Below are 3,787 nucleotides of genomic sequence, written 5' to 3'. Positions count from 1 at the left end.
GTGTCTCGGGGGACGGTTATCCGATCGCGCCCCGGGTTGGGCTACTCGATGGGGGATTGCTGATGAACGACAACAGGAGATGGCGGCCGAGCCTGCAGTTGGTGTTCGTGGGAGTGTCGTTAGTCAGTTTGCTGCTGTTGGCGTTGCAGGGGCGAGAGTTGGTGCAGAACGAGATCGACCGGAGGCTGTCCGTCGACCTCCAGCATCAGGCGGCTTTGGTCGGGCAGAATCTTCTCGAGCGCTACGAGCAGATCGTCGAGGAGGAACGGGCCGGGAAGGTATCCGCACTGCAGGCATCTTTTGCGCTGCGACAATTGGCACAGGAAATGGGCCTGGCCAGAGCGGTCGGGCGCACGGGTAGAGGTGCGGATGGTGCTCGCAGCGACGCCGACAGCGCGGCCCATAGCGACGCCCAAAGTTACGCCGACAGTGACGCCTTTGCCGATGTTCGCGACGCGGATACAAACCGGCCGGCCGATCCGGAATTGATCTCGTCCGCGACGATGAGCGACACGGCGATCGAATTCAGGGAGGTTGTGAAACGCACCGGGACACCGAGTATCTTCGTCGGCGCCGGGCGCTACTTGCAGTCCTGGTTGGAGGCGGTCCAGAAGCAGACCCTCGCGGGCCTGACCGTGGTGGATAATCAGGGCATCGTTCTGGCGAGTTCGGAAAAGGAGTGGGTGGCGCGGCAAGCCACAGGCATGAATGAAGTGAAGCTCGCTCTGCAGCAGGGGCGCCGGCAAGCCGCACGCCGTCCCCGGGGGGAGGTGCCGCCTGCCGTCAATCCGCTCTTTCGGACCAACCCCTACCAGATCGCGGTGGTCATCCCGTTCGAATACGAGGGCTATGTCTGGGGTGCGGTGCATGCGCTGCGGACCCCGCAGTCGGTGGGTGAATTTCTGAGCGCTCTGCCTGCCTTGGCGAAATGGCTTCTGGTCTTGCCTTTCGTTTTGATTCCCTTGGGTTTGCTCGCGGCAGCCCAGTTTTTTGCCGTGCGCCCGCTGGCACGCCTGCAGGAGCAGGCCGCTTTTGCCGCGGAGGGCGATGACCAGGCCGAACTGATGATCCGGCACCCGCGGTCGCGCGAGGTGGCGGAGCTGTCGGGCACGGTGGCACAGATGGCCGGTGGCCTGCGCCAGCAACGCGATTCGGCTCTTCAACAAGCCGAAAGCCTGGCCCACTCGTTGTGGAACTCGCTGGCCCCGGCCGAGTCCGATGCCGAATTGTTGCTGGAGTCCGCAGATCGCATGAGCGAGGCCGACCGGGAGGCGACCTTGCGTCGCATCACGCGGTCGACGCGCGACGGACGTCGGCTGGCGAGGAAGGCTTTGGATTTGGCGAAGGCGGGCACGGGCCGCGATCTGCACGGGGCGACCGAGATCGTCGAGGTGGTCGACGAGGTGGCCTCAGGTCTGCCCAATTTGCAGGTGGAATGTGATCTGCCGCAGGCAGCCTTGCCACGGGTGGACCTCGAGGAGGAAGCGTTTGCCGAGGTATGCCGAAATCTCCTGCAGAATGCCGAGCAGGCGGGTGCACGGGCGGTCAAAATTACCGCAAACCCGCGCGACGCCCTGCTGGAGCTGCGATTCCGTGACAATGGCGCGGGCGGCCCCGAGAGTCTGCGCGATACGCTCTTTGACCCCTATGTGACGTCGCGCCCGAACGAGGGTGGCCACGGGGTGGGTTTGGCGCACGTGCGCGCAATCGTCCAGGCCGTGGGCGGGGCGATCGACCTGGCACCGGCGGATGGCGGCGGCTCTGGTGCCTGCCTGATTCTCACGCTTCCGCTTGCGCAGTAATGATCAGGCGTTTGTCGGTGCGCTCCAGGCCGCCATCGTCGCTGACCGGTGGCCAGCAGGTGATCAGGTAGAGCAGCGGGCGGTGCGGGACCGGGGCGACACCGATGTCGTCGCGGTCCCGCACCTCGCGGCGTTGCACATGATAGATCTTCCAGTCGCCGTCGGGTTCCTCCAGCAGAATCTGATCCGAGAGGTGCAGGTCGTGCACAAAGGCAAAGTGCGTGTCGCGGTGCCCGGCGATCACGCGCGAGGCCGGCCGCCCGACCGGGACCTCGGGTTGGAGATTCTCGCCCGGGCCGTAGGCGAGCGATTTCGCAGTGGCTCCCTGCAGGACGATCTGCGAGATGCCCAGCCGCGGCACCCGCAGCCGGGCCTGCACGCGCAGGTCCGACCCGGGCCACGGGGCAGTCGCCTCGCCGGTGGCCAGTTGCTTCTGCCAGGCAAGGCGCAAGAGAAGTTGCGCGCCGATCGCGCGGCCATGGATCAGCCCCGCGGCCCCCACCAGGCAGACCCCGAGCAGGCCGAGGGCGATGGTGACTACATGGATCTGGTGCCGATGGTCCTGGCACCAGACCCGAAGGCCGGATCGATTCGCGGCGGCGTCCATGCTGGCCGACCTCATCGGCGCACCATCGCAGCAGACAGGCCGGCGATCAGCAGCAGTGCCGCGCCGAACAAGGCGTAGAGGCCGGCCGGGGTGGCGGTGGCCACGCTCAGCGCCAGCTTGCGCTCCTCTTCGGTCAGGAAGCGGTCGCTGGCAACGAGCGTATCGCGCCAATCGCCATCCCAGCGGACAGTTGCTTGCTCCGGATTGCGGAAGGCCGTCGGCAAGTTCCAGTTCTCGGGCAGCGTGGCCTGTCGGGCATGGGCGACCAGCGGCGACCCATCATTGCGCAGCGGCGTGTCGTCAATGGCCACCAGGCTGGTGAACTGACTGATCAGGCCGGCGGGCAGGGCGGTGGCGAGGATCTCCTCACGCAAGGCTTCGCGCTCGGCGCGAGGGCTTTCGCCGAACAATTGCTCGAGGCTGGCGACTTTCTGTGCGGCAAAGTTGCGCGCGATGCCCTCGCCCTGTGCTGCCGGCGTGGACAAAAGCGTTGTCGGTCCTCGCGATGTTCGCGCGTGCAGGAGGAATTCGGGCTCGGTGGCCTGCGTGCGAACCGCGACGAAAAGAGATTCTCCGGGGAAGAGATCCGGCAGGACCTCGGGCCAGATTTCGACCGGGCTGCCGTCGGCTGCTTGCAGGTCGAGATCAAAAAGCGCGGGCGTCGAGCCGGGGCCGACCAGGCGATCGATCGCTTCCGGGAGTTCTGCGGGATCACGCACGATTTGCAATCGCCCGCGCCCCAAAGTGGCGAGCTTCTGCAGCAGGTAGCCGTTGGGTGCCGCACCGAGGCCCACGACAAAAAGGCGGCGGTTGCCGAGTTGGTCGCGCAGGCGCGCCAGAGTATCGCGATCGTAGCGGGCACCACCATCGGTCAACAGCACCACACGCCCGCGGTAGCCTTGGGTCGTGGGCTGCCCGAGGGCGTCCGTGAGTGCCCCCGCGATGTCGGTGCCACCGATCACGGTGAGTTGCTCGACCCATTCGCGCGCCTGCTTGCGCGTGCGCGGATTCATCCGGACCGGAGACGGATCGCTGCGTCGAGGATGCAGCTTGTCGTCAAAGGCCAGCAAGCGGAAGTTGTCGCCTGTGGGCAACTGCGCCAGCGCCAGATCCAACGCGCGCTTGGCCTCGGCCAGGGCAGTTCCCGACATCGAAAACGAAATATCGACCAGAAACGTGGTCTCGGCCCGTTGCCTGCGCCGATGGGCGCGCTGGTCAGATTCCGGGGTGCGCAGGACCAGCAGGTGGAAGTCGTGTTGGTCCAGACGTTCGCGGAAGGCCTCGATCGTGGGCTCGTTTGCCGCGCGCACGGTCCAGTTGAGGTGGAAGTCGCGGCCCGGGGCAGCTTGGCCCCCGTCCAGCTGGATGCGGTGGGCGA

General features: G+C 66.3%; 3 protein-coding genes. 1 reads left to right on the top strand and 2 read right to left on the bottom strand.

The window, feature by feature from the left end:
• Positions 1 to 1,802, top strand: a 1,802-nt coding sequence (locus tag P8K07_00640; protein MDG1957028.1) for a HAMP domain-containing sensor histidine kinase, incomplete at its 5' end; no start/stop codon positions are given.
• Here P8K07_00640 and P8K07_00635 read toward each other — a convergent pair.
• Together P8K07_00635 and P8K07_00630 are read right to left on the bottom strand one after the other, a co-directional pair.
• On the bottom strand, positions 1,780 to 2,409 hold the full coding sequence (locus P8K07_00635) for a sortase (protein ID MDG1957027.1): 630 nt from the start codon (positions 2,407 to 2,409) through the stop codon (positions 1,780 to 1,782). The genes P8K07_00640 and P8K07_00635 overlap by 23 nt on opposite strands.
• Before the next feature lie 11 nt (positions 2,410 to 2,420).
• Positions 2,421 to 3,787 (bottom strand): VWA domain-containing protein (locus tag P8K07_00630; protein ID MDG1957026.1); only part of this gene is annotated, 1,367 nt, incomplete at its 5' end.

The organism is Candidatus Binatia bacterium, from assembly GCA_029248525.1.
Lineage (GTDB): Bacteria > Desulfobacterota > Binatia > UBA12015 > UBA12015 > UBA12015.
This window is presented reverse-complemented; position numbering and strand designations above follow the sequence as displayed.